Annotated in this window: 24 protein-coding genes; 11 read left to right on the forward strand and 13 right to left on the reverse strand. The window is 74.0% G+C overall.

The window, feature by feature from the left end:
- The first annotated feature begins 48 nt into the window (after positions 1-48).
- On the forward strand, positions 49-696 hold the full coding sequence (locus ACFV0Q_RS18585) for a TetR/AcrR family transcriptional regulator (RefSeq protein ID WP_385006578.1): 648 nt from the start codon (positions 49-51) through the stop codon (positions 694-696).
- Here ACFV0Q_RS18585 and ACFV0Q_RS18590 read toward each other — a convergent pair.
- Complete coding sequence (locus ACFV0Q_RS18590; protein WP_385006580.1) at positions 662-2,062, reverse strand: NADP-dependent succinic semialdehyde dehydrogenase; 1,401 nt, start codon at positions 2,060-2,062, stop codon at positions 662-664. The two genes, ACFV0Q_RS18585 and ACFV0Q_RS18590, sit on opposite strands and share 35 nt — an antisense overlap.
- Before the next feature lie 146 nt (positions 2,063-2,208).
- Between ACFV0Q_RS18590 and ACFV0Q_RS18595 the strand changes: the two genes are divergently transcribed.
- Positions 2,209-2,793: a hypothetical protein gene (locus tag ACFV0Q_RS18595; protein WP_385006582.1), complete on the forward strand. Its 585-nt coding sequence runs from the start codon at positions 2,209-2,211 to the stop codon at positions 2,791-2,793.
- Positions 2,794-2,848: 55 nt separating this feature from the next.
- Here ACFV0Q_RS18595 and ACFV0Q_RS18600 read toward each other — a convergent pair whose 3' ends face one another.
- A complete protein-coding gene (locus tag ACFV0Q_RS18600; RefSeq protein WP_385006584.1) occupies positions 2,849-3,637 on the reverse strand; it encodes a LysR family substrate-binding domain-containing protein in 789 nt (262 codons plus the stop codon).
- Between the two features lie 58 nt (positions 3,638-3,695).
- Here ACFV0Q_RS18600 and ACFV0Q_RS18605 point away from each other — a divergent pair, with 58 nt between their 5' ends.
- The gene (locus tag ACFV0Q_RS18605) at positions 3,696-4,100 is read left to right on the forward strand and encodes a DUF5997 family protein (RefSeq protein ID WP_385006586.1); all 405 of its coding nucleotides are present in this window, start codon (positions 3,696-3,698) and stop codon (positions 4,098-4,100) included.
- On the opposite strand, the gene ACFV0Q_RS18610 is transcribed toward ACFV0Q_RS18605, so the two are convergent.
- Complete coding sequence (locus ACFV0Q_RS18610) at positions 4,097-4,765, reverse strand: response regulator (RefSeq protein ID WP_385006588.1); 669 nt, start codon at positions 4,763-4,765, stop codon at positions 4,097-4,099. The two genes, ACFV0Q_RS18605 and ACFV0Q_RS18610, sit on opposite strands and share 4 nt — an antisense overlap.
- The gene (locus tag ACFV0Q_RS18615; protein WP_385006590.1) at positions 4,762-5,958 is read right to left on the reverse strand and encodes a sensor histidine kinase; all 1,197 of its coding nucleotides are present in this window, start codon (positions 5,956-5,958) and stop codon (positions 4,762-4,764) included. Before ACFV0Q_RS18615 ends, ACFV0Q_RS18610 begins: the two co-directional genes overlap by 4 nt.
- 190 nt (positions 5,959-6,148) lie before the next feature.
- On the opposite strand from ACFV0Q_RS18615, the gene ACFV0Q_RS18620 reads away from it, so the two are divergent.
- The 3 genes from ACFV0Q_RS18620 to ACFV0Q_RS18630 all read left to right on the forward strand — a co-directional run bounded on the left by ACFV0Q_RS18620 (position 6,149) and on the right by ACFV0Q_RS18630 (position 8,494).
- Positions 6,149-7,072 (forward strand): ion transporter, encoded by a 924-nt coding sequence (locus ACFV0Q_RS18620; RefSeq protein ID WP_385006592.1) that lies wholly within the window; start codon positions 6,149-6,151, stop codon positions 7,070-7,072.
- Positions 7,073-7,161: 89 nt separating this feature from the next.
- The gene (locus ACFV0Q_RS18625) at positions 7,162-7,899 is read left to right on the forward strand and encodes a molybdopterin-dependent oxidoreductase (RefSeq protein ID WP_385006594.1); all 738 of its coding nucleotides are present in this window, start codon (positions 7,162-7,164) and stop codon (positions 7,897-7,899) included.
- Positions 7,883-8,494: a cytochrome b/b6 domain-containing protein gene (locus ACFV0Q_RS18630; protein WP_385006596.1), complete on the forward strand. Its 612-nt coding sequence runs from the start codon at positions 7,883-7,885 to the stop codon at positions 8,492-8,494. Before ACFV0Q_RS18625 ends, ACFV0Q_RS18630 begins: the two co-directional genes overlap by 17 nt.
- Positions 8,495-8,534: 40 nt before the next feature.
- On the opposite strand, the gene ACFV0Q_RS18635 is transcribed toward ACFV0Q_RS18630, so the two are convergent.
- The 6 genes from ACFV0Q_RS18635 to ACFV0Q_RS18660 form a co-directional block, all read right to left on the reverse strand.
- The gene (locus ACFV0Q_RS18635; protein WP_385006597.1) at positions 8,535-10,106 is read right to left on the reverse strand and encodes a hypothetical protein; all 1,572 of its coding nucleotides are present in this window, start codon (positions 10,104-10,106) and stop codon (positions 8,535-8,537) included.
- Positions 10,107-10,236: 130 nt separating this feature from the next.
- Positions 10,237-10,905 carry an ABC transporter ATP-binding protein gene (locus tag ACFV0Q_RS18640; protein WP_385006599.1) on the reverse strand — a complete coding sequence of 223 codons (669 nt, stop codon included), beginning with the start codon at positions 10,903-10,905 and terminating at the stop codon, positions 10,237-10,239.
- Positions 10,898-11,863 (reverse strand): ABC transporter ATP-binding protein, encoded by a 966-nt coding sequence (locus tag ACFV0Q_RS18645; RefSeq protein WP_385006601.1) that lies wholly within the window; start codon positions 11,861-11,863, stop codon positions 10,898-10,900. Before ACFV0Q_RS18645 ends, ACFV0Q_RS18640 begins: the two co-directional genes overlap by 8 nt.
- Positions 11,860-12,741, reverse strand: coding sequence for an ABC transporter permease (locus tag ACFV0Q_RS18650; protein WP_385006603.1), 882 nt, complete (start codon positions 12,739-12,741; stop codon positions 11,860-11,862). Before ACFV0Q_RS18650 ends, ACFV0Q_RS18645 begins: the two co-directional genes overlap by 4 nt.
- The gene (locus ACFV0Q_RS18655) at positions 12,734-13,699 is read right to left on the reverse strand and encodes an ABC transporter permease (RefSeq protein ID WP_385006605.1); all 966 of its coding nucleotides are present in this window, start codon (positions 13,697-13,699) and stop codon (positions 12,734-12,736) included. Before ACFV0Q_RS18655 ends, ACFV0Q_RS18650 begins: the two co-directional genes overlap by 8 nt.
- A 23-nt stretch (positions 13,700-13,722) precedes the next feature.
- Positions 13,723-15,312 carry an ABC transporter substrate-binding protein gene (locus ACFV0Q_RS18660; RefSeq protein WP_385006607.1) on the reverse strand — a complete coding sequence of 530 codons (1,590 nt, stop codon included), beginning with the start codon at positions 15,310-15,312 and terminating at the stop codon, positions 13,723-13,725.
- A gap of 229 nt (positions 15,313-15,541) precedes the next feature.
- Between ACFV0Q_RS18660 and ACFV0Q_RS18665 the strand changes: the two genes are divergently transcribed.
- A complete protein-coding gene (locus ACFV0Q_RS18665; protein WP_385006609.1) occupies positions 15,542-16,507 on the forward strand; it encodes a fibronectin type III domain-containing protein in 966 nt (321 codons plus the stop codon).
- Between the two features lie 161 nt (positions 16,508-16,668).
- The gene (locus tag ACFV0Q_RS18670; RefSeq protein WP_385006611.1) at positions 16,669-18,690 is read left to right on the forward strand and encodes an ATP-binding protein; all 2,022 of its coding nucleotides are present in this window, start codon (positions 16,669-16,671) and stop codon (positions 18,688-18,690) included.
- Between the two features lie 146 nt (positions 18,691-18,836).
- On the opposite strand, the gene ACFV0Q_RS18675 is transcribed toward ACFV0Q_RS18670, so the two are convergent.
- The gene (locus tag ACFV0Q_RS18675; RefSeq protein WP_385006612.1) at positions 18,837-19,022 is read right to left on the reverse strand and encodes a DUF5999 family protein; all 186 of its coding nucleotides are present in this window, start codon (positions 19,020-19,022) and stop codon (positions 18,837-18,839) included.
- A gap of 463 nt (positions 19,023-19,485) precedes the next feature.
- Between ACFV0Q_RS18675 and ACFV0Q_RS18680 the strand changes: the two genes are divergently transcribed.
- Entirely contained in the window at positions 19,486-20,298 is an 813-nt protein-coding gene (locus ACFV0Q_RS18680) for a hypothetical protein (RefSeq protein ID WP_385006614.1), read from the forward strand.
- Between the two features lie 54 nt (positions 20,299-20,352).
- On the opposite strand, the gene ACFV0Q_RS18685 is transcribed toward ACFV0Q_RS18680, so the two are convergent.
- Positions 20,353-21,582 (reverse strand): acyl-CoA dehydrogenase family protein, encoded by a 1,230-nt coding sequence (locus tag ACFV0Q_RS18685; RefSeq protein WP_385006615.1) that lies wholly within the window; start codon positions 21,580-21,582, stop codon positions 20,353-20,355.
- A gap of 197 nt (positions 21,583-21,779) precedes the next feature.
- Between ACFV0Q_RS18685 and ACFV0Q_RS18690 the strand changes: the two genes are divergently transcribed.
- The gene (locus ACFV0Q_RS18690) at positions 21,780-22,424 is read left to right on the forward strand and encodes a TetR family transcriptional regulator (RefSeq protein ID WP_385006617.1); all 645 of its coding nucleotides are present in this window, start codon (positions 21,780-21,782) and stop codon (positions 22,422-22,424) included.
- 73 nt (positions 22,425-22,497) lie between these two features.
- Here ACFV0Q_RS18690 and def read toward each other — a convergent pair whose 3' ends face one another.
- Positions 22,498-23,052, reverse strand: coding sequence for a peptide deformylase (def, locus tag ACFV0Q_RS18695; RefSeq protein ID WP_385006619.1), 555 nt, complete (start codon positions 23,050-23,052; stop codon positions 22,498-22,500).
- Positions 23,053-23,175: 123 nt separating this feature from the next.
- Here def and ACFV0Q_RS18700 point away from each other — a divergent pair.
- Positions 23,176-23,526 (forward strand): family 1 glycosylhydrolase (locus ACFV0Q_RS18700; protein WP_385006621.1); only part of this gene is annotated, 351 nt, incomplete at its 3' end.

The raw sequence follows: 23,526 nt of genomic DNA on the forward strand, positions 1-23,526 counted from the left end.
GGTCCGGGCGGCCCCTGCCGTCCTCCCCCGACCACGAAAGGGGCCCCCATGGCCCGGATGCCCTCGGCCGAGCGGCGCCGGCAGCTGACCGAGGCGGCGATCCGCGCGATGACCCGCGACGGCGTCTCCCGCACCACGACCCGCTCGATCGCCGCCGAGGCGGGCGTGTCGCTGAGCGTCTTCCACTACTGCTTCGAGTCCAAGCAGGCGCTGCTCGAATCCGTCATCGAGGCGATCACCGCCCACTACGTCACGGTGGTCAAGGAGGCCATCCGGCCGAGGTCCACCGTGCGCGAGACCGTCCGGGCGGGCTTCCAGGCGTACTGGGACCACGTCTGCGACCGGCCCGGCGAGCACATGCTGACCTACGAGCTCACCCAGTACGCCCTGCGCCAGCCCGGGTTCGAGCACCTGGCGCGCCGCCAGTACGAGCTGTACTGCGAGACGTACGGGGAACTCCTCGGCCAGCTGCGCCGGGACATGGACCTCGAACTGCGCGTGCCGGTCCCCGTGCTGGCCCGCTACCTGGCGGCCATGACCGACGGGATGACCCTGAACGCCCTCGTCCTCGGGGACGCCAGGGCCGCGGCCGACCTCCTCGACCTGGTCACCGACCACGTCGTCGGCCTCGTGGAACCGGCCGGGGCGGGCCGCCGCCCGCTCAGCCCGGATCCGCTGCCTGCCACACCGTGGTGATGTTGCAGAACTCGCGGATGCCGTGTCCGGACAGCTCCCGCCCGTACCCCGAGCGCTTGACGCCGCCGAAGGGCAGCGCGGGGTGGGAGGCGGTCATGCCGTTGACGAAGATCCCGCCGGCCTGCAGGTCGCGGACGAAGAGTTCCACCTCGGCGGCGTCGCGGGTCCAGACGTTGGAGCTGAGCCCGAAGGGTGTGTGGTTGGCCCGCTCGACGGCCTCGTCGAGGTCCGCCACCCGGTAGAGGGTGGCGACGGGGCCGAAGGTCTCCTCCTGGTCGATCCGCATGGCGGGGGTGATGCCGGCCAGCACCGTGGGCGCGTAGAACCAGCCGTCCGGGTGGCCGGGCGGGCGCCCGCCGCCGCACAGCACGATGGCTCCCCGGCGTACGGCGTCCTCGACGAGTTCCTCCACGTCGGCGCGGCCGGACTCGGTGGCCAGCGGGCCGACGTCGGTGGCTTCGAGCATCGGGTCGCCCACGGTGAGGGCCTCCATGCCGGCGGTGAAGAGCCGGGCGAACTCCTCGTAGACGTCGGTGTGGACGATGAACCGCTTGGCGGCGATGCAGGACTGGCCGTTGTTCTGGACCCGGGCGGTGACGGCGGTGCGGGCCGCGCGGGCGATGTCGGCCGAGGGCATGACGACGTACGGGTCGCTGCCGCCGAGCTCCAGCACGGTCTTCTTGACCTCGTCCCCGGCGACGGAGGCGACCGCGCGACCGGCGGGCTCGCTGCCGGTCAGCGTGGCCGCGGCCACCCGCGGATCGCGCAGCACGGCTTCCACGGCGGCCGAGCCGATGAGCAGGGTCTGGAAGCAGCCCCGCGGGAAGCCCGCGCGGTGGAAGAGGTCCCCGAGGTAGAGGGCCGTCTGGGGGACGTTCGAGGAGTGTTTGAGCAGGCCCACGTTGCCGGCCATCAGGGCGGGCGCGGCGAAGCGGACGACCTGCCAGAGCGGGAAGTTCCAGGGCATCACGGCGAGCACCACGCCGACCGGCCGGTAGAGCACCCGGACGCGCGAGGCGCCCGCGTCGCGGACGTCGTCGGGGGCGGGGTGCTCGTCGGCGAGCAGGCCCTCCGCGTGCGCGGCGTACCAGCGCATGGCCTTCGCGCATTTGGCGGCCTCGGCGCGGGCCGCCGCGAGGGGCTTGCCCATCTCGGTGGTCATGGTGCGGGCGATGTCCTGCGCCTCGGCCTCCAGGAGGTCGGCGGCGCGGGTGAGGAGCGCGGAGCGTTCGGCGAAGGTGGTGCGCCGGTAGGAGGAGGCCGTGCGGGCGGCCTCCGCCAGGGCGAGCTCGATGCCGTCGGCGTCGAGCTCGTCGAAGGTCCGCAGCGTCTGGCCTGTCGTGGGGTTGACGGTGGCGATGGGCATGGTCCGGCCTTCCTGCGAGGTAACCGCCCCACCGACCCTGCCCCGGCACCCGCCGCCGCGCAAACGCGTGGGACGGGCGGGTTGCCGAAGAGCACAATGGGACCAGGGGCCCGACCCCGGCGAACACGGCGGAAGGCGCGTACCCAGTGGACGACCAGGCACAGGAACCGTCGGGTGATCGCAGGCAGTGGGCGGCGGCGGTGCTGGCGGGCCTCGCCGCGGCCGAGGGCATCGACCAGGCACTGGTCACCGCGCTCGATCCGCATCCCGACCTGCGCGCCGAGAACGGCGTCCGGCGCGCCCGCGCCGTCCACGCGGCCGCCCTGGGCCTCGGCCCCGCCGGATGCGCGGCAGCCGCCGGGATCCCCGAAGCGATGCTGGCCGGCTGGCGCGCGCACGACCCGGCCTTCGACGCGGCCCTCACCTCCGCGTCCGCGCTGGCCGCGGCGCACCAGGTCGCGGTGCCCGGAAAGCTCGGCGGTTTCGGGCTGCGCCTCCTCATCCAGTCCGTGGCCCGGGGCGCCCACGCCGGCACCGCCGCCGCGGCCCTCGGGCTGCGCTCCGACCAGCTGCTGCGGCTGCGCCGGGCCAACCCGCAGGTCTCGGCGCTCCTCGACGCGGCCGTCCAGCAGGCCCGCGGCCTGCGGGGAAGCGAGCGAAGACCCCGGCGCGGCCACGCCTACCGGCTGGTCCAGGTCAGCGACGCCGAACCCCCGAACCCGGCGGACTGAGGACGGCGCCCAGGGCTACGGAAGGGCCACGGGCAGCGGTCGGCGTGACGGAGCGCTACCGGCGGCCGCGCGGCTTGCCGCGCTTGGCGGCCTTCGGAGCGGCCGAGCCCCCGCGGGCGTTCTTCCCCGCCGTCTTGCCGGTGGGCTTGCCCCCGGTCTTCGCGCCCGGCTTCCCGGCGCCCGCCTTGCCCGCCGCGGCGGCCTTGCGCTGCTTGGGCTGGGGCGGCGTCGGCGGACGGCCGCGCGTGCTGTTCACGGTCCGGCCCCGGACGATGCCGATGAACTCCTCCACCAGATCGGTGGTCCGCTCCTCCGGCCAGGACAGCGCCACGCGCGACTCGGGGGCGTCCGTGACCGTCCGGTACGTGAGGTCCTTGCGGTGGTGCAGGCGCGCGAGCGACTGCGGGACGACGAGGACGCCGATGCCCGCCGCCACCAGCTCGATCGCGTCCGCCGTGGTGGCGGGGCGTTCGAACGCGGGACGGCCCGGCAGGGACTCCCAGCCGAGGACGTCGTCGAGGGGGTGCAGCACGATCTCGTCCGCCAGGTCCGCGGTGGAGACCTCTTCGACGGCGGCCACGAGGTGGTCCTTGGGGATCACCACGACGCTGGTCTCGGTGTAGAGGGGGATCGCGCTGAGATCCGTACGGTCGACGGGCAGCCGGACGAACCCGGCGTCGGCGCCACGGCCGCGCAGCGTGTCGAACGCCTCGGCGGCGCTCACGCCCACGAGGGTCAGCGGGACCTCGGGCAGCCGCTCGTTCCAGATCCGCACCCACTTCGTGGGCGTCACTCCCGGGACGTAGGCGAGCCGGAACGAAGGGGGTACATCCGAGCCTGTCACCCCGCCAGGTTACCGGTCGTGGTCAGCGGTAGCGCACACGCTCGATACCCTTGACCCCATGACGTCGCACCAGAACACCCAGACGATGAAGCCCGCCACCGCGGCGAAGAAGCTGGGTGTGTACCTCGAAGCCACCCCCGCAGAGTTCCAGGAGGGTGTGGTTTCGCGCTCCGAGCTGAACGCACTCCAGTCCGAGCCGCCCGCCTGGCTGGTGGAGCTGCGCCGCAACGGCCCGCACCCGCGGCCCGTCGTCGCGGCGAAGCTCGGCGTGTCCATCGCCGGTCTCGCGCGCGGCGGGGTCACCGAGGCCCTGACCACGGAGCAGATCGAGGCCATCAAGCAGGACGACCCGGAGTGGCTGCAGAAGGAGCGCGCCACCCAGGCCGACGTGCGCAAGGAGGCCGTGCGCATCAAGGAGAAGAACGCGCAGAAGGCCCAGAAGCAGGCCGAAGACCCCCGCTAGGAGGCGACCAGGCCCGCCTCGTAGGCCATGATCACCAGCTGGACCCGGTCCCGGGCGTCCAGCTTGGTGAACAGGCGGGCCACGTGGGACTTGGCCGTGGCCACCGAGATGAACAGCTCCTCGGCGATCTCGGTGTTCGACCGGCCCCGCCCGACCAGGGTGAGCACCTCCCGTTCCCGGTCCGTGATCCCCCCGAGCGCCCGCCCGGCCCTGCGGGGCGCCTCCGGACCGGAGCCGGGGCTCCGGACGAAGTCGGCGATCAGGCGGCGCGTGACGCCGGGGGCGATCAGCGAGTCCCCGGCCGCCACCACCCGGATGGCCGCGAGGATGTCGTCCAGGGCCATGTCCTTGACGGCGAACCCGCTGGCGCCCGCGCGCAGCGCCCCGTAGACGTGCTCGTCCTCGTCGAACGTGGTCAGGACCAGCACCCGGGGCGCGTCCGGCTCCCGGGTGATCCGGCGGGTGGCCTCGATGCCGTCCATGCCGGGCATCCGGATGTCCATCACCACCACGTCCGGGCCGTGGTCCGCGGCGAGCCGCACGGCGTCCTCGCCGGTGCCGGCCTCGGCCACCACCTCCAGGTCCGCGGTGTCCGAGATGAGCACGCCCAGCCCCGACCGCACCAGCGGCTGGTCGTCCACCAGCAGGACGCGTACCCGGCTCATCGGCCGTCCTCCGCGTCCGTGCCCGGCAGCGGCAGCTCCGCCGCCACCCGGAAGCCGCCCTCGGGGCGCTGCCCGGCGCTGAGGCGGCCGTGGAGCAGGGCGACCCGCTCGTACATGCCGGTGATCCCGAAGCCGGTCCTCCCGGCCCGCGCGGACACCCCCCGGCCGTCGTCGACGACCTCCACGCGCAGCTCGTCCGGCGCGAAGTCGAGGGTCACCCGGGCGTGGGCGGCGGGTCCCGCGTGCCGGACCACATTGGTCAGGGCTTCCTGCACGATGCGGTACACCGACAGGTCGATGTCCGGCGGGAGGCGGCGCGCCTCACCCGTCGTGTGTACGTCGACCCGCACCCCGGCACCCGCCAGCGAGGCCGCCAGGGCGTCGAGGTCGGCCAGGCCGGGCGCGGGCCCCGTCGGAACGTGACCGCCCTCCCCGTCCGGCTGGGCCCGCCGCAGGGCGACCAGGGTCCGGCGCAGGCCGGCCAGGGTCTCCCGGCTGGTGGTCTCGATGGCCGTCAGGGCCTTGCGCGCCTCGGCGGGCCGGGTCTCGATGACCCGGCTGCCGACCCCCGCCTGGATGGCGATCACGCCGATGCTGTGGGCGACCATGTCGTGCAACTCCCGTGCGATGCGCAGGCGTTCCGCGGTCAGCGCCTCTGACACCTCCGACTCGCGCAGTTCGACGGCGTGTTCGCGGCGCTGGCGCAGCAGCAGGCCGGCCATGCCGGAGGCGGCCGTCCCCAGGACCGTGACGAGCAGGCTGCTCGTCATGCCGTACGGGCCCGACGCCAGCCCGGCGACGGCCGGCAGCTCCACCAGGGCCACGGCGATGGCGGCGATGACCGCGTCCCGGCGCGGGCGGGTCGCGACGAGGACCCCGAAGACGAGGGCCACCGGAACGTAGACCAGGTAGCCGTCCGGCGTCCGCGGCCCCTGCTGGGTCCCGAAGGCCAGGACCGTGGAGACCACCAGGGTGAGCGCCAGGGCCGCGCCGGGCCGGCGCCGCAGCAGCCCCGTGAGCAGGCTCAGCGCCAGCGTCAGGACGCCCGCCAGGAGCGGCCCGGCGGCGTCGGGGGCCCCGCCGATGAGCAGGAGCGCGGTGAAGACGTAGAGGGCGGCCCCGCCCCAGTCGAGCAGGGCCGGGCTGCGCCTGCGGGCCGTCGTGGGTGGCGCGTACAGCGCTGTTGTGTTCATGCCTGGACAGTAACCAGGCGCCTCCGCGCGGACATCGGCCCCCGGGCGTACGCCCCCGGGCGGGTCCGCGGCTTCGCTGAAACCCGTTCGGCCGTAAGGCGTTAGAAGGACGGACCGGCGTGGGCGCGCGCGCCCCCGCCCGGTCCGGCCCTTGCCCATACGAGTGCCACGAACGAGTACGAGGAGCGAGATGACGGACGCCACGCAGGCCGGCCCCGGCCGCAGGAGACTGGCAGCCCACTGCCGGCGGATCACGGAAGACCCGTCGTTCGGGATGGGCGTCTTCGTCGTGATCCTGCTCAACGCGGGGCTGATAGGAGCGGAGACGTACAGCGGGCTGGCCGATGCGCACCGCCAGGCCCTGCAGCTGGCCGAGGACGGCTGCCTCACCCTGTTCACGCTGGAGATGCTGCTGCGCCTGGGGGCGTACGCGGACCGGCCGAAAGCATTCTTCCGGGATCCCTGGAACATCTTCGACCTGTTGATCGTCGCCTCGGCCTTCCTGCCGTTCCTGCGCGAGAACACCACCGTGCTGCGGCTGCTGCGCCTCGCCCGCGTGCTGCGCACCGCCCGCTTCCTGCCGCACCTGCGCATCCTGCTGATCGCGGTCGGGCGCAGCCTGCCGGGCACCGCCAGCTTCCTGTTCGTCGGTGCGCTGGTGGTGTACGTGTACGCCATGGTCGGCTGGGTCTGCTTCGCCGAGTCCGACCCGCAGCACTACGGGTCGATCGGCCGGGCCTCGCTCACCCTGTTCCTGCTGACCACCCTGGACGGCCTGACCGATGCCGTCCGGGCGGGGCTGCAGATCTCCCGGTTCAGCATCATCTACTACGCCTCGTACGCGCTGCTCGCCTCGTTCGTGCTGGTCAACGTCCTGATCGGCGTGGTGCTCAACTCCCTCGACGAGGCGCGGGAGATCGAGGAGGCGGACGCCCGGGCCCGCGAGCGCGCGACGAACGCCCTGGATCCGGCCGACGAGGTGCGGGAGCGGATCGCGTCGGCCCGACTCGCGCTGGACGACCTGGAGGCGAGCCTCGCCCACCCCCGGCCGGCCCCCGCCGAGACCGGCGCCTCCGGCCGGGAGCCGGAGCGGCAGCTCGAATCCGCCGTCTGAGCCGCGCCCGGGCGCCGGGGATGTGACGGAAGTCTGACGGACGGCCGCACACCCTGGTGCCGGGGCCGCGGTGGTGGTCGAATCGGCTGGTGAGCACAGACACGCGTACCGAGGATCCCGACGGGCGCGGCGCCCCGGTCGGGCGCCGGCTGGTCCTGGGCACGGTCGCGCTCGGCGCGGCCGCGCTGGTGGCCGCGCCCGCGCTGCGCCGGGCGGTGGAGACCGGGCTCGGCGCGGCCGCCGACAAGGATCCGACCGGCCTGACGGGGCTGCTGCCGAACGGCGGCGGCTTCCGCTACTACTCCGTCACCTCGTCGGTGCCCGAGCGCGGCCCCGCCGACTACCGGCTCACCGTCGACGGCCTGGTGGACCGGCCGCGGACCTACGACCTCGACGCCCTGCGGCGCCTCCCCCAGACCCGGGTGGTGCGCGACGTGCAGTGCGTCACCGGCTGGCGGGTGCCCGGCACCTCCTTCGAGGGGGTGCCGGTGGCCCGCCTGCTGGACGCGGCCGGGGTGCGGCCCGAGGCCCGCGCCATCCGCTTCAGCTGCTTCGACGGCGCGTACACCGAGAGCCTGACCCTCCCCCAGGCGCGGCGCGACGACGTGATGGTGGCGCTGCGCATGCAGGACGCGCCGCTGGGGCACAGCCACGGCGGACCCGTCCGGCTGTACGTCGCGCCGATGTACTTCTACAAGTCGGCCAAGTGGCTGTCCGGCATCACCGTCACCGACAGCGTCGAACCCGGCTACTGGGAGCGGCTCGGCTACGACGTGGACGCCTGGGTCGGCCGCTCGAACGGACGTGACGATGCCCCCACCGTCTGAACCCGCGCCCCGCGTGCGCCGCTTCAGCCGCGCCGAGCGCTGGATCCACCGGACGACGGGCGCCCTCACGGGGGTGTGCGTCGCCTCCGCCGGCGCCCTGTACCTGCCGCAGCTCGCGGAGCTCGTCGGGCGCCGGCACCTGGTGGTCACCGTCCACGTCTGGTCGGGGCTGCTGCTCCTGGTGCCGTTCCTGCTGGGGCTGGGCTCCCGCGCGTTCCGCGCCGATTTGCGGGTCCTGAACCGGTTCGGGCCGCACGACCGGGTCTGGCTGCGCTCGGCGCTGCGCCGCCGGGGTCCGCGTCCGGCCGGGAAGTTCAACGCGGGCCAGAAGGTCTACGCGGCGTGGCTGGCCGGTGCGGTGCTGGTGATGCTGGGCACCGGGCTGCTGATGTGGTTCACCGGGTTCGCGCCGCTGGTGTGGCGGACCGGGGCCACGTTCGTCCACGACTGGCTGGCCCTGGCACTGGGCCTCGTACTCGCCGGGCACATCGGCAAGGCCCTCGGCGATCCGGAGGCCCGGCGCGGGATGCGCACCGGTTTCGTGGGGCGGTGGTGGGCCGACGGCGAGCATCCGCTGTGGCGGCCCGGGGACTGAGCCCCCGCCGGTCGGGCGGGGGCTCGGTCCGGGCGGCGGGTCAGCCGCCGTCGCGGACGGCGACGATGCCGTTGAACACGCCGACGTAGGCGGTGCCGTCGGGGCCGAGGGTGATCGGCGCCCAGTTGTTGTCGTACAGCGGGCCGGTGCCGGTCAGCTGCCGCCAGCGGCGCTCGCCGGTGCGGAAGTCCACCGCGGTGAGGTACCAGGCGTCGATGCCCCAGGCGTTGGGCTCCTTCTCGTAGAAGTAGAGCAGCCCGTTCCCGGTGGAGAGCTTGGGGACGACGGAGGGCGAGCGGATGGCGCTCGACCAGACCGTGTCGCAGCCGCTGCCGTCGGCGCGGACGTCGATGCGGCTGACGCCGCCGGTGACGGACTTGCCGAGCAGCAGCGAGGTGACGTTCTCGTAGCCGTAGTTGTTCTCGACGACGATGCTGTTGCCCCAGGTGATCAGGGAGTTGTCGGTGGTCGAGGCGCCGGAGCCGAAGACGGGCACCGTGCAGACCAGCCGCTCGCCGGCGGGGACGTCCACGCCCCGCTTGTAGACCAGGACGTTCATCCGGTCGTCGGCGTTGTCGGTGATGGCGACGTAGCCGTTGCCGAACAGGTCCGGGGTGGTGCCCGAACCCTGGTTCACGGAGCCGGGCTTGGTACCGGTCCCGCGGTCGTACGTCTGGCGCCACTGCACCTCGGGGGTGCCGTCGGCGGTGGCGCGGAAGCTGTAGAGCGCGTGGTCGGAGACGATGGAGACGCCGTCCTCGGCGACGGAGAAGGAGTTCTGGATCTCCTCGCCCTGCAGCTGGATCGAGCGGATCCGCGAGGTCGCCGGGTCCACGGTGCCGACGCGGCCCTGGCGGGTGACCCACCAGATGCGGCCGTTCCAGTCGGGCATGACGGAGGTGACGGGGTCACAGGTGCCGCTGGGCCACAGGTTGGTCCAGCCGACGCAGTCGTGGGGCACCTGGCCGGTGAGGTCCCAGTCGTCCTCGACGGTGAACTTCCAGCTGCCGTCGGGGTTCTGGCCGTGGGCGAGGCGCAGGATGTGCTGGCGGGAGTCGGCCAGCACGGCCCGGTCCTGGTTGTCCAGGTAGAAGTAGGCGCCGCCCGAGGTGTCCTTGAAGATCTTCGAGAAGTCGAGCGAGGTGATCGCCTCGACCGTCGAAGAACGCTGCGGGAGCTGGTACTCCGCGAGCGTGGCGAGCGTACGGGGCTCCAGGAGCTTGACCTTGAAGCCGGAGAAGGTGCCGCACACGGTGACCAGGCGGCCGCCCGCGTCGAAGGTGGCGGTGGCGCACTCGCCGCCGAGGGCGGCGATCTTCTCGCTGGTGACCTGCGGCTTCCTGCCGAGCGGGCCGGACCACGGCGAGGTGGCGCTGCCGGCCGCGTCGGAGTGCATGCCGCTGCGGCCGTTGGGCGCGAGGTGGGGGTGCTGCGGCGGGGCTTCGCCGGGGAGCGGCGCGGCGGCGGCGGGGCCGCCGTCGTAGTGGCTGACCAGGCGGTGGCCGGGGGCCTGGGGGATCTCTTCGGCCTGGGCCGCCGGGGCGATCCCGTACATCACCGTCAGCGCGGTGAGGGCGGGGACCACAGCGCAGTTCAGCGCTCTTCGGAACATCGGGGCATCCTCCTTGTTCTTCAGTTTTGTTGACAATGTGTCTGACATCGCGCCGCCGCCAGACGCTAGATCGCACTGCCCGAGGAGTCCATGGAAGAGCCGGATGATTCACGAAGGCGCAACAAGTCGATCACTCGACGGTGCGGCCGTTGATCTCCTTCCAGTGGACCGTACGGTCGCACCAGCGGCCGAGCAGGACCGGATCGTGGCCGACTGCGAGCAGTCCGGCGCCGGTCTCGGCGCGGTACTCCTCGACCACCCCGACGAGGGCCGCCGTGGTGGAGGCGTCGAGCATCGCGGTCATCTCGTCGCAGACCAGCCAGCGCGGCCGCAGCACCAGCGCCCGGGCCACGCAGGCGCGTTGCAGCTGCCCGTCGCTCACCTCGTGGGGCCGCCGGGCGAGCAGGTCCGGGCCGAGGCCGACCCGTTCGGCCAGCTCCGGCACGGTGGAGGCCACGGCGTGACGACGGCCCGTGGCGCGGAGCGGTTCGGCGACGAGGTCGTGGAGCCGCAGGCGGGGGTCCGCGGAGAGACGGGGCTGCTGGAAGACGACGCCGACTTCGATGCGCAGGGAGCGCGGGGCCCGGTGCCGGAAGCCGGTCACGGTGCGGCCGCCGAGGGCCACGGTCCCCCGGTCGGGGCGGTGCAGCAGGGCCGCCACCCGGGCCAGGGTGGACTTGCCGCAGCCGCTGGGCCCGAGCAGCCCGAGGGCCTCGCCGGGGTGCAGCGCGAGGTGCGCGTCCCGGACGACGGGCTCGTGGCGGCGGTAGCCGGCGGTGACGCCCTTGAGCTCAAGCACGGTGGCAGGCCACCCCTTCGGTGAACGGGGGCCGGGCGGCCCGGCAGGTGGCGTCGGCCAGGGCGCAGCGCGCGGCGAAGGCGCAGCCGGGCGGGAGGTTCCCGAGCTCGGGCGGAACGCCGGGGATCGGGGTGAAGGCCCGCTCGGGGAGGGCGTCGAGCAGGCCCCGGGCGTAGGGGTGGCGGGGTCCGGGCGCGCCGAAGAAGGCTCCGGCGGGGGCGGTCTCCACGATCCGGCCCGCGTACATGACGGCGACGGTGTCGGCGACGCGCCGGGCGGCGGCCAGGTCGTGGGTGATCATCAGCAGGGCGCGGCCGGCGTCGCGGGTGTGGGCCCGCAGTTCGTCGACGGTGCGGTGGACGAGGTCCCGGTCGAGGCCGGTGGTCGGCTCGTCGGCGAGGAGCAGGGGTGCGTCCCCGACGAGCGCGAGGGCGGTGGCGGCGCGCTGGGCGAGGCCGCCGGAGAGTTCGTGGGGGTACCGGTCGAGGTGGTCGGCGGGGAACGCGGCCCGCGCGGCCGCGGCTTCGGCGGCCGCGCGCAGCTCCGCCTTCCCGCCTTCGGGGGCGGCCAGTTCCCGGACGGTCTCCTCCAGCTGGGAGCGGACGGTGCGGACCGGGGTGAGGTGCGCGGCGGGGCTCTGCGGGACCAGGCCGACGCGGCGGCCCCGTACCGTGCGGGCCAGGGTCCTCTCACCGGCGGCGAGCAGGTCGAGGCCGTCGGGGAGCAGGGCCGACCCGGCGGTCTCGGCGTTGCCGGGGAGCAGTCCGAGCAGGGCGGAGGCGAGGACGGACTTGCCGCAGCCGCTCTCGCCGACGAGGGCGAGGCAGGCGCCGGGGCGCAGCCGGAAGGTGGCGTCGGTGACGGCCTCGACGGAGCGCCCGCCGCGCATCCGGAAGCGCACCGAGAGCCGCTCCACGCGGAGCACGTCGCCGTCCGCCGCCGGCAGGGGTGTGGTCACAGCGTCAGCTCCGAGCGGCGTCGGGGGTTCAGCCGGTCCCGCCAGGCGCCCGCGAGGCCGGCGAGGGCCAGCGTCGGGACGATGAGCAGCAGGCCGGGGAAGAGGGTGGGCCACCAGTCGCCGGCCAGGAGCGAGCCGCGGGCGCTCTGGGCGAGGGTGCCGAGGCTGGCCTGGTGGGCCGGCAGGCCGAGGCCGAGGAAGGACAGGGCGGACTCGTGCCACATGGCGTGCGGGATCATCAGCACGGCGGCCAGCCCGGCCTGGGGCAGGACCCCGGGCACCAGGTGGCGTACGGTCACCCGCCACCGCGAGGCGCCGCCCGAGACGGCCGCGTCCACGTACGGGCGGCCCCGCAGCGAGAGCACCTCGGCGCGCACGATCCGGGCGGTGGACAGCCAGTGGGTCAGCGCCACCGACACCACCACGGGCCAGACGCCGGGCCGGAACAGGGCCACGATGAAGATGCCCAGCAGCAGGTGCGGGATCGAGGACAGGGTGTCGACGGCGCGCATGACGAGCCGGTCGGTCCAGCCGCCCAGTGCCCCGGCGGCCGCGCCCACGGCCGTGCCGAGCACGCCGGCGGCGAGCGCCGCCACCAGGCCGGCCAGCAGGGAGACGCGCAGCCCGTAGACGCAGCGCAGGAGCAGGTCGCGGCCCACGTCGTCGGTGCCGAAGGGGTGGTGCCAGGAGGGCGGCAGCAGCTTCGCGGAGAGGTCGACGGCCTGCTGGTCGAGCTGCGCCAGCGGGGGCACCAGCAGGACGGCCAGGGCGATCAGGACGGCCACGGCCGCCGAGGCGCGCAGCCGCGTGGTGCGGGTGGAGCGGCGGTCACCGCCGCGGCGGCGCCACCGCCTGGGCTCCCCGGGGGTCTCAGCCATCGAAGCCCACCCTCGGGTCCGCCAGCCCGTACAGCAGGTCGGACAGCAGGTTCCCGGCCAGCACCGCGGCGGTGGCCAGTACGGTCAGGGCGGCCAGCAGCGGGAAGTCCACCGAGGTGGCGGCCTGGACGGTGGCGGCGGCGATGCCGGGCCAGCTGAACACGGTCTCCACCAGCAGGGCGCCGGTGATCAGTTCCGGCACCCGGGAGCCGATGAGGGTGAGCATCGGCAGCATCCCGGAGCGCAGCCCGTGGCCGAGCAGGACCCTGCGCTCGGACAGGCCCCGCGCGCGGGCTCCCCGTACGGGGTCCTCCGCCAGGGCGTCGGCCACGCCCTGGCGCACGTAGAGGAAGAACCAGGGCAGTTGGGAGACGCCGAGCACGAGCGCGGGCAGCACCAGGTGGGAGGCGACCTGGCCGGCGGTGACGGTGTCGCCGGCGGCGTCCGTGAGCCCGCCGGAGGGCAGCGCGCCGAGGCGGACCGCGAAGAACCAGACGGCGAGCAGCCCGAGCCAGAAAGCGGGGGCCGCCTCCAGGGTGTAGGCGAGGGCGGATGCCCCGCGGTCCAGGAGGCCGCCCTGGCGGCGGGCGGCGAGCACGCCGAGGACCGTGCCGAGCAGGACGGCCACGGCGAAGGCGCAGCAGGCGAGCAGCACCGACCAGCCCAGGCGTCCGGCGATGACGTCGGCGACGGGCTGGCGCATGACGGCGGAGGTGCCGAGGTCGCCGGTGAGCGCCGAGGTCAGCCATTCCCACCAGCGGGTGACGAGGGGCCGGTCCACGCCCAGGTTGGCGCGCAGCTGGTCGAGTTCAACCTGCGAGGCGGTCAGGCCCGCGGTGCCCGCGTACGCCTTGACGGGGTCGAAGGGGGACAGCGCGGCGACGGCGAACACGCCGAAGGTGACGACGAGCAGGACGGGGGCGGCGAACAGGGTGCGCCGCCCCGCCATGCGTGCCATCGGCCCCCAGGGGAGGCGGCGGCTCACTTCTGCTTCGGCTTCCAGCTCTCGACGTTCCACCAGGGGCCGGAACCGAGGCCGTGGTCGTGCGGTTCGACCTGGGTGCCGGGGCCGTCCCACTTGTCGTTCACGACGTAGAGGTGGTCGATGTGGGTGAGGAAGACGTAGCCGGGGTTCTTGACGAGTTCGCGCTGCACGGTGTCGTACGCGGCCTTGCGCGCGGCCGGGTCGCCGCTCTTGCGGGCGTCGGCCAGCGCCCGGTCGACCACCGGATTGTCGTACCGGGCCATGTTGTTGAAGCCGTCGCCCGCGAGGGCGGAGGTCAGCAGGAGGTACTGGTCGAAGTCGGGGTCGGCCGGGGAGCCGCCGCCGGCGAGGACGGCGTCGGTCTTCATCCGGGGTTCGATGACCTCCCACGTCCCGGATTCGGTCTTGACCTCGATGCCCGCCTTCTTGGCGTCGGAGGCGAAGGCCAGCGCGTGGTCCTGGCGGATCTTGTCGCCGGAGGTGTACCAGAGCGGGAAGGAGGCGCGGACGCCGTCCTTGACGCGGATGCCGTCCTCGGCGGGCTTCCAGCCGGCGTCGTCGAGGATCTTCTTCGCCCGGTCGAGGTCGTGGGCGCGCTCGGTGCCTGCGGTGAACCAGGGGCTGTCGGTGGGGACCGGGCCGTAGGCGGCCTTGCCCGCGCCGTCCAGGAGCTTGTCGACCATGGTCTTCCGGTCGACGGCGATGTCCAGGGCCTGCCGGACGGCGGTGTCGCCGGTGACCTTGTGGTGCGTCGGGAGGGTCACGTTGCGGTAGTCGAAGGTCTTCGCGGCGAAGGTCTTGCGCGCCTTGTCGGAGGCGAAGCCCTTCGCCAGGTTCGGCGGCAGGATCGCGGCGTCCAGTTCGCCGGAGCGCAGCCGGGTGGCGCGGACGTCGTCGTCCTTGATGACGGCCATGGTGAACCTCTTCACGGCGGGCTCGCCTCCCCAGTAGGAGGGGTTCGCCCTGAAGCCGATCTTCTCGCCCTTGGACCAGCCGGTGAGCACGTAGGGGCCGGTGCCGACCGGCTTGGTGGTGAACTCGCCGCTGTTGACGTCCTGCCGGCCCGCGAGGTGTTCGGGGGCGATGGGCAGGACGGTGCGCTCGGCGAAGGGCGCGTAGGGGTACTTCAGGGTGAAGACGACGCGGTCCGGGCCCTGCGCGGTGACGCTCTCGATCGCGTCCAGCTCGGTCTTGGAGGCGTTGTTGGTGCGCGGGTCGAGGATGGTCCGGTAGGTGAACTCGACGTCCTTGGCGGAGAAGGGCTCCCCGTCGCTGAACTTCACGCCCTGGCGCAGCTTGTAGGTGTACGTACGGCCGTCGGCGGAGACCTCCGGCAGGGCTTCGGCCAGCGCGGGCCCCAGCTTCATGTCCGCGTCGTGGGTGAGCAGCCCGTCGAAGATCTTGGAGTTGCCGTCCTTGCCGTAGCCCAGCAGCGGGCTGAGGCTCTCCGGCTCGGTGGCGATGCCGACCACGGCGGAGTCGGCCGCGCCCGCGGGTCCCGAGGGGTTCGAGCAGGCCGTCACGCCCGTGATGAGTGCGGCGGCGAGCGCGGCTCCGGCCGCTCCCCGTACTGTCCGGGCCGTCATGCTGTGCACATCCCTGTTTACGGTCATCTGTTATTGCAAAGAGATCGCAATAATGCCAGACGGGTTCAGAAGAAGACGAACCCGGCCACATCGCCACCCCTTCCCGACCATCACCGGCCCTCGCCGGCGCCGTCGCCCGCAGGGGTCTTGCCCGGTCGGCGCCGCGCGTGCCATATATGTCTAGACCTTTACGAGGCAGTCTTGGCAAGGAAGCGCAGGAAGGCACCCCGTGCGACGCACCGCTCCCCCGCGCCCCCTCACCGCGGTCCTCGCGCTCGGCCTGGCGCTCGGGGCACTGACGGCCTGCGACACGGGTGACACCCGGCCCCCGCACCCGCCCGGCGGGCTCACAGCCCAGGCGGGCAGCGCCACTTCGGTGCACGTCATGTGGGAGTCGGCCGCCCCCGCCGACGGGGTCACCGGCTACCAGGTCTTCCAGGCCGGGCGGCTGGTCCGGGAACTCCCGGCCGACAAGACCATGGTGGACGTGACCGGGCTCGCCCCGCAGACGGCCTACGACTTCACCGTCCGCGCCCGGGACGCCGCCGGGAACCGCTCCGCCCTCAGCGCCCCGGCCCGGGCCACCACCCCGGCGGCCAGGGCCGAGGACCACCGTGCGCCCACCGCCCCGCCCGCCACCACCGGCCGCGCCGAGGGGCCCCGCGCGGTCCGGCTGGAGTGGGCCGCGGCGACGGACGACACCGGCGTGAGCGCGTACGACGTCCTCCAGGGCGGCATCCGCATCCACACCACGGGCCCCGGCGAGCGCGCCACCACCCTCACCGGCCTCCAGCCGGGCACCGCCTACTCCTTCACCGTCCGGGCCCGGGACGGCGCCGACAACTCCTCCCCCGACGGCCCCGCCGTCGCCGTGACCACCCCGCCCGACCCCGCCCAGGGCCCCGGCACCGCGCCCGGCGCGTTCACCGCGACGGCCTCACCCGGCACGGTCGACCTCGCCTGGACCCCGCCGGACACCGGGCGCCCGACGAGCGAGTACCAGCTCTACGTCAACGACCGGCCCGTCACCGTCATCCAGTTCGGCTCCGGCGCCGTCCCGGCCGGCCGGGCCTCCTACCGGCTCACCACGACCGAGCCGGCCGGGACCCTCTGGACCCTGAAACTCCGCGCCCGGCTGCCCGACGGCAACTGGGGAGCCTTCGGAGAGGAACGGCGGATCACGCTCCCCGGCTGAGCCCGCCCGCACGGAACGGGCACCGATCACACGCCGATCCGACGCGAACGGCATTGCCGCGAAAGAAGATCGCGCACAATACAACCGTGTTCGGTGAGTACTCGGTCAACGACAATCAGGCAGACTCCGCGGGTGGCAGCCCTGCGCCAGACTCTGGCGCCGTGCCGGGAAACCTGCCGCCGGAGACGGCGAGCTTCGTCGGCCGGGAGCACGAACTCGCCCGGCTCGACGCTCTGTTGCGCGACCGAAGACTGATCACCCTGACCGGGGTGGGGGGCGTGGGCAAGTCCCGCCTCGCCCGCCGCGCGGTGGACCGCGCCGCGGCCCGGCGCGACGGGATCTGGTGGGTGCAGCTCTCGCCGCTGCGCGATCCCCGGCTGCTCACCGCGACCGTGGCCCACGCCGTCGGCCTCGCCGACCATTCCGCGCACGCCCTCGACGAGGAACTGTGCGCCTGGATGGCCGACAAGGAACTCCTCCTCGTCCTCGACACCTGCGAGCACCTCGTCAGCGAGGTCCGCCACCTGGCGGCCGAACTCCTGCAGTCCGCACCCGGGCTGACGGTGCTGACCACCTCCCGGGAACGGCTGGGCTCCCCCGGCGAGACGGTGGTCGACGTACGCCCCCTGCCCTTCGAGGGGCCCGACAGCGATGCCCTGGCCCTCTTCCGGGCCCGCGCCCTCGCCGCCACCCCCGGGGCCGCCGCCGTCTTCGACGACCCGGAGCGGATCCCCGTCGCCGCCGAGGTCTGCCGCCGCCTCGACGGCATCCCGCTCGCCCTGGAACTGGCGGGCGCCCGGCTGCGGCTGTGGACGCTGGAGGAGCTCGCCGAGCGGCTGGGCGCCCGCTTCGAGGTGCTCACCGACGGCCGCGCCGCGCACCTGCCCCGGCACCGGACGATGCGCACCGCGATCGGCTGGAGCCACGAGCTGTGCGAGCCGGTGGAACGGCTGCTGTGGGCCCGGCTGTCGGTGTTCACCGGGGACTTCGACGTGGCCGCCGCCCGGGCCGTGTGCTCCGGCGGACCGCTCGCCCCGGCCCGGGTGGAACGGGTGCTGGAGGGGCTGGTCGCGAAGTCCGTCGTACGCCGCTCCGAGGCGCGGGGGGCGGGCGCGCGCTACCTGATGCTCGACACCATCCGCGAGTTCGGCCACGACTGGCTGGCGGAACTGGGCGAGGTGCGGACCGTCGCCGACCGGCACGCCCACTGGTACGCCGCGCTGTCGCGGGCCGCCGACCAGGGGTGGATGGGGCCCGGCCAGGTGGAGTGGTACCGCCGCATGACGGCCGAGCACGCGCAGCTGCGCACCGCCCTGGAGCACCTGCTGGGCACGCAGCCGGCCGCGGCCCTGGAGACGGCCGGCGCCCTGTGGTTCTTCTGGTTCGCCTGCGGGCACGTCCACGAGGGCCGCGGCTTCCTGGAACGGGCCCTGCGCGAGGCCCCGCCCGGGGACGCCGCCCGTGCCCAGGGGCTGTGGGCCCTCGGGCTGACGATGCTGCTCCAGGGGGACATGGAGGGGGCCCGGGAGACCGGCGCCCGGTGCACCCGGGTGGCGGCCGGGCTCGCCGACCCGGAGCCGGAGCTGCGCGCCGCCTACCTGAGGGCGGTGTCGGTCCTGATGCCGGGCGACCCCGGGGCGGCGCTCGCGCTGGCGGGGCCCCGGGCGCGGGCGGGCCACGGCGGGCGGACCAGCGGGGCGGGCTGGCTGCTGTGCCGGCTGGCCACCGGGTACGCCCTGTGCGACCTCGGGCGCTTCGAGGAGGCCGCCGAGGAGGCGCGGGGGCTGCGCGAGTCCTGCGCGGAGCTGGGCGAGCGCTGGCTGCGGGCGTACGCCGACTACATCCTGGCCGTCGCCGCGCTCGGGCTCGGCCAGCACGGGGAGGCCGCCCGGCACGTACGGGCCATGCTCTCCGGCAAGCGGCTGCTGGGCGACCGCTTCGGCATCGCGCTGGGCCTGGACGTGCTCGCGGCCGCCGTGGCGGGCCTCGGCGACGGGGAACTGGCCGCGCGGCTGCTCGGCACCGGGCACGCCTGGTGGCGCACCGTGGGACGGCCGCAGATGGGCGGGGCACCCTCGCTGATGGCCCTGCGGGACCAGGGCGAACGGCAGGCGCGGGCGGCGATCGGCGACGAGGCGTACGAAAGCGCCTTCATGGGTGGTGCGGCGGCGTCCACCGGCTGAGGCGCGGCCGGTGGACGCCGTAATCGTTCCGGGGCTCCCGTCAGTACGGGAGGGGTCTGCCCGACGGTGTGCGCAGATCCAGGTCTCGGGGGGCGGGCTTGGGGACGGGCTTGCGGATCAGCTGCTGGCGCATGCTGCCTCCTCGCTCAGACCAGGGCAGGCCGGCGGGGTTCCACCGTCCGGCCTTCGGGGAGCAGTTCACCGGTGTCGTCGAACACCACCACGCCGTTGCAGAGCAGGTTCCACCCCTGTTCCGGGTGGGAGGCCACGGTGCGGGCAGCGTCGTGATCGGCGCTGTCGGCGGGCGGGCAGGGGGGCTGGTGGGAGCACATTGGCGCACCTCCTCGCAGAGTGGGGCGGGAGGGCCGGTGGTCACCCGGTCGAATCCGCGATCCACGGTGGCGGTGAGTATTGCTGATCGCCACCCCCGGACGGAACCCATATTCGAGGTCCAGTTCAGGGTGTGTATGCCCGCTCACCATGCGCTCATGCCCGTCATCCGGATCATTCGCGGCGGCTCGCGGACGCCGGCCGGGGCCGGCGGCGGGTGACGGACCGGGAACGGCACGGCGCGCGGGTCCCGCTCACCAGGACGATCACCGGGAGCCCGCCGCCGACGGGCACCGGAACGCGCTTCGGGGCACGCGCGGGAGTGGGCAGGATCACGTGTGGCGACCCCCTGGAAACCGTGCGCCGGGAGCCCCCGCGCGAGGTCCGGCCGACCGGCCCCCGAGGGCTCCGGCTAGGGTGCCGTGATCGCCGCACGATGATCACCGCGCACCCCAGGAGACCGCCGTGGCCACACCTCCGCCGCCCTACGGACCCGGCCCCTACGGCCCGTACACCCCGGCGCCGGGCCCCCAGGGGCCGTACGCCGCCCCGCAGGCGCAGGGCCCGTACGCGTACCCCCAGCCGCCCGCCGGCCCGTACGGCCCGTACGGCCCGCCTCAGCCGCGGCCGGACGCGTACGTCCTCCCGTACCCGCCGGGTGTCCACGGCTGCCGCCTGTGCGGGGCGGTGCCCGCCGCTCCCGCGACCGTGCGCGGCCACCAGGGCATGCTCGTGCTGATGCGGTTCCTGAGCGCGCCGGGGCCGTTCTGCCGCGACTGCGGCACGTCCACCTACCGCCGGATGTCCGCCGACACCCTGTGGCAGGGCTGGTGGGGTCCGCTGTCGCTGTTCATCACCCCGGTCACCCTGCTGATCAACCTCGGCCCGCGGTCGGCCTTCCGCGGGCTCGCCCCGCCGACCGGCGGCTTCCGGCCCCCGCTGGACCCGGGGCGCCCGCTGTGGCGGCGTCCGGCCGCGCTGCTGTTCCTCGTACCGGTACTGCTCCTCTTCCTCTCGGTCGCGGCGCTCCTCGTGATCGGCCTGGTGGTCGGCGAGGAGCACGGGGCGACCACGCTGACCGCAGGGCAGTGCGTGCGCAACGCGGGCGACTGGCACGACCAGGACCTGCGGGTGGTGCCCTGCGGCTCGGCGTCGGCCGAGTTCCGCGTCAGGGGGCTGCTGGAGCCCGGCGCGACGTGCGCGGACGGGGACTTCTACGCGGACCTGAAGTACGGCCCGGGCGGCGTCCGCACCAACTGCCTCGCACCGCTGCGCTGAAAGCCGGAAAGGGGGCGGGCCACCGGCCCCACCCCCCCTTGCCCGTCTCCGCGGCTAGCGGATCGGCATGCCCGAGAGGGTCCGCGCGATCACGAGCCGCTGGATCTCGCTGGTTCCCTCGAAGATGGTGTAGATGGCCGCGTCCCGGTGCATCCGCTCCACCGGGTACTCGCGGGTGAAGCCGTTGCCGCCGAGGATCTGCACCGCCTGGGCGGTGACCTTCTTCGCCACCTCGCTCGCGTAGAGCTTGGACATCGAGCCCTCCGCCGAGGTGAACGGCTTGCCCGCGACCGCCATCCACGACGCCCGCCACACCAGCAGCCGGGCGGCGTCGATCTGCGTGCGCATGTCGGCGAGCTGGAAGGCGACGCCCTGGTTGTCGATGATCGGTCGGCCGAACTGGGTGCGGGTCTTGGCGTAGTCGAGGGCGACCTCGTACGCGGCGCGCGCCGTGCCCACGGCCATCGCGCCGACCGCGGGCCGCGAGGCCTCGAAGGTGGCCATCGCGGCGTTCTTCACGCGCTCGCCGCCGCCGGCCGCCGCCCGCTCGCGGGCCCGGGCGAGCCGCTCGTCGAGCTTCTCCTTGCCGCCGAGCAGGCAGGACCCGGGCACGCGTACGTCCTCCAGGACCACTTCCGCCGTGTGCGAGGCGCGGATGCCGTGCTTCTTGAACTTCTGTCCCTGCGACAGCCCCGGGGTGTTCGGCGGGACGATGAAGGAGGCGTGCCCCTTGGTGCCCAGCTCCGGGTCGACCACGGCGACGACGATGTGGACGTTGGCTATGCCGCCGTTGGTCGCCCAGGTCTTGGTGCCGTTCAGCACCCACTCGTCCTTGGCCTGGTCGTACACGGCCCGCGTGCGCATGGCGCCGACGTCGGAACCGGCGTCCGGCTCGGAGGAGCAGAAGGCGCCGACCTTCACGTCGTCCGGGGTGCCGTACATCTGGGGGATCCAGGTGCCGATCTGCTCCTCGGTGCCGTTGGCGAGGACGCCGATGGCCGCGAGACCGGTGCCGACGATCGACAGGGCGATGCCCGCGTCGCCCCAGAAGAGCTCCTCCATGGCCATCGGGACGCCGAGGCCGGTCGGGTCGAAGAACTGCTGGGCGTAGAAGTCCAGGGAGTAGATGCCGACCTTGGCGGCCTCCTGGATGACGGGCCACGGAGTCTCTTCGCGCTCGTCCCATTCCGCGGCCGCGGGCCTGATCACGTCGGCGGCGAAGCCGTGGATCCAGTCGCGGACCTGCTTCTGGTCGTCGTTGAGCTCCATGGTGAATTCCGCCATGTCCCCTCCAGCTGTCTCACACGGCCGTCAGCAGATCCGCTCCCGCGAGTTACTGCTGGTAACCCGAACAATGGCCACAGTCTGTTACCGGCCGGTAAGCACTGTCAAGCGGCGCCGGGTTCGAACGCGCGGGTGTGCGGGGTGTTACGTTGCGTGGGCGTCACGCACCATCGCAAGGGCGGGGAGAGAAACACGTCATGCACACCACTCAGCAGGCCGGAGAGCCGGGAGCGGCGGAACGCCGTCGGCGGGAGCTGCTCGAGGCGGCGGACCGCGTCGTCCTCAGGGACGGCCCCAAGGCGTCCATGAACGCCATCGCGGCCGAGGCGGGCATCACGAAGCCGATCCTCTACCGGCATTTCGGCGACAAGGCCGGGCTCTACCAGGCCCTCGCCGTCCGGCACACCGACGCCCTGCTGGACTCGCTGCGGGCCGCGCTCGACGCGCCCGCCGAGCGGCGCCGGCGGGTGGAGGCCACCCTCGACACCTACCTCGCCGCCATCGAGGCCCGGCCGCAGGTGTACCGGTTCCTGATGCACCCGGCCGAGGACCCGCAGAGCCCCGAGCGCGGATTCGACGTAGGTCTGCACTCGGCCCCGCTGCTGCGCCGGCTCGGCGAGGAACTGGCCCAGGTGATCGGCGAACGCGTCGACCTCGGCCCGGGCGGCGAGCGGCTCGCCCGGATCTGGGGGCACGGCATCGTCGGCATGATGCACGCCGCCGGGGACTGGTGGCTCGGCGAACGCCCCTGCGGCCGGGCCGAGCTGGTGACCGGGCTCACCGACCTGCTCTGGGGACGCCTCGCCACCGCGGGCAACCGCGCGGACGGCCCGGGCTTCTAGGCCCTGTCGTCGAAGCGGCGCCACGGGGCCGGGGGCGGCGCCCCCGGTCCCGGCCCGCGCCCGGCGGTCCCGCTCAGCCGCGCGGCGCCCCCGCGCCCCACGGTGCCTTGCGGATCGCCCGGCGCAGCCGGCGGGCGCGCAGGCCGGTCACCCGGTCCGCGTACACGGTGCCGTCGAGGTGGTCGCACTCGTGCTGGAGGCACCGGGCGAAGAATCCGGTGCCCTCGATCCGTACGGGCGACCCGTCGGAGGTCACCCCTTCGACGACCGCCCGGTCGAAGCGGACGGTGCCCGCCTCCAGGCCGGGCAGGGACAGACAGCCCTCGGGGCCGCGGAATTCGTCCCCGTCGGCGACGACGAGGCGCGGATTGACGATGTGGCCCACATGCCGGACGTCCTCGTCGTCGGGGCAGTCGTAGACGAAGACCCGCTGCCCGACGCCGACCTGGTTCGCGGCGAGGCCGACGCCCTGGGCGGCGTACATCGTGGCGAACATGTCCTCGATGAGACGGTCGAGTTCGGGGCCGAAGGCCGTGACCTCCGCGCAGGCGGAGTGGAGCACCGGATCACCCAGCAGGCTCATGGTGCGGACGAGTCCGGTGGTACCGGGGATGGGGCGCTGTCGCATGGCCGTAAGGGTACGACGGGCGAATATATGAGGAGATCCGCGGCAGCCTGGGGGCGCCGCGGTCAAGGCCCCGGCCGGTACTGGATAGGCTGGGGCCGACCGACGCAAGGAGGACAAGGGACGATGGCAGGCAACACGGAGCCGCTTTCGCCGCGGGCCAAGCTGGCCGTGACGGCGGGCAAGGCCGCGGCGGCGGTGTCGCGGGCCGCGGGACGCGGAAGCGGATCGGTGATCGGTGGCAAGGTCGCACTCAGGCTGGACCCCGATCTTCTCGGCGCGCTGGCGCAGCATCTCGATGTCGTCCTCGTCTCCGCGACGAACGGCAAGACCACGACGACCCGGCTGATCGCGGGCCTCGGCGTCGACACGTACCGCTTCTCACTGGCCTGGCCCCGCATCCAGCCGGCCGGCCGGGGGCCGGCCAACGCGAAGGGGCTCGACTTCTACAAGCGGCTGGTCGACGAGCTCCAGGGG

It is taken from the genome of Streptomyces sp. NPDC059564 (assembly GCF_042735575.1).
Classification (GTDB): domain Bacteria; phylum Actinomycetota; class Actinomycetes; order Streptomycetales; family Streptomycetaceae; genus Streptomyces.